We start from the raw sequence: 1,364 nt of genomic DNA, 5'->3' as shown, positions 1-1,364 counted from the left end.
CAATGCCTGAGGGAACAGATCAAAAAGTTGTACGTTGATCTCGAAAGCAAACAAGGAGTAATAGACTATCTGATCCATCAAGCAGCGGAAAACACAGCCCAGAGGCTGACAGCGGCCAATAATCCAGCGATGCCCGGCAATGACACAGCGCGTTTTGATTCTCACCAACCCTTGAGCCCCCCCAATGAGCAGTCACTCTCGTCTATTGACCATACAGAGCCCCCATCAGTAAACAATATTCCCCGTGAAGAACACCCACCGATTGCAGAGACCAACCCGACAATGTCAGGCAGTGACGAGGAGTATCGAGCTTCTCAACAGTTGACTTCCCCCAATGAGCAGTCACTCTCGTCTATTGATCGTACAGAGCCCCCATCAGTAAACAATATTCCCCGTGGAGAACACCCACCGATTCCGGAAACCAGCCCGATGTCAGGCAGTGATGAGTCGAACATCGACAATGAAGAGGCATACCCCCGGCAGGAACAGGTAACGACATGCTGGGACAAAAACCGAAATCGATCTTGCAGTCATTATCATCGGTCATGCCGTCTGAACTTTGGATGCTGTGCCAGGTATTTCCCCTGCCAAATTTGCCATAACGCCAGTGATGACTGCGATGTTAAAGATCGCAAGGCTATTGACGCGAAAAAGCTTCAATGTTGTTTCTGCAACTATGAGGGGGACATTACGGAAGACTCCCAGACGTGCCCGGGATGCAACCAGAAAATGTCGGAATATTTCTGTGCAAAATGCAAACACTTCACCTGTAAGGAGAGAAAACCGCACCACTGCGATAAATGTGGCATTTGCCGAGTAAACAAGCATAAGTCCTTTCACTGTGATGTTTGCAATATCTGTTTGGATAAAAGGTTAGAAGGCAATCACAAATGCCGGGAAAACTCAGGCCACGATCTGTGCTGCATTTGTCTGGAAGATGCCTTCAGCGGCTGCCAGATACTGCCCTGTTCCCACAAAGTTCACAGGAACTGTGTCATTGCGATGATTCAACACGGGATAAGAACCTGCCCCATGTGCAGACACCCTCTATACACTCCGGTAAATGGAAACAATCATTAACTGCTGACCGGATTTAATAATCGCCGTTGGTGTCCGTTTCAGATTTGCCACGTGGCAGTACAGGTCAAAAAATCCATATAGCCATTCAGAAATTCTTGGCTACTCTCTATCTCTACGAACAATAATGATGAAAAGTAATGCTCCTTTATTTTTCCACGACAGAAAGTCAACACAAATTGTTCTGAGGTTTTCTATCAGGCAAGTCAGAGCGGGTTGGCATTATTGACAAAAGTTGTGTAACGAGACTTGAATGCATTTTTACCGCTTATTAATAGCATCTGTTC

General features: G+C 46.6%; 1 protein-coding gene. It reads left to right on the top strand.

What is annotated here, in order from left to right:
• Positions 1-1,080 (top strand): CHY zinc finger protein (locus KDK16_RS00090; RefSeq protein WP_257252886.1); only part of this gene is annotated, 1,080 nt, incomplete at its 5' end.
• Between the last annotated feature and the right edge of the window lie 284 nt (positions 1,081-1,364).

Source organism: Endozoicomonas sp. SESOKO4 (assembly GCF_024606275.1).
Note: the sequence above shows the minus strand (reverse complement) of the source record. Positions and strands in the feature narration are given on the sequence as shown.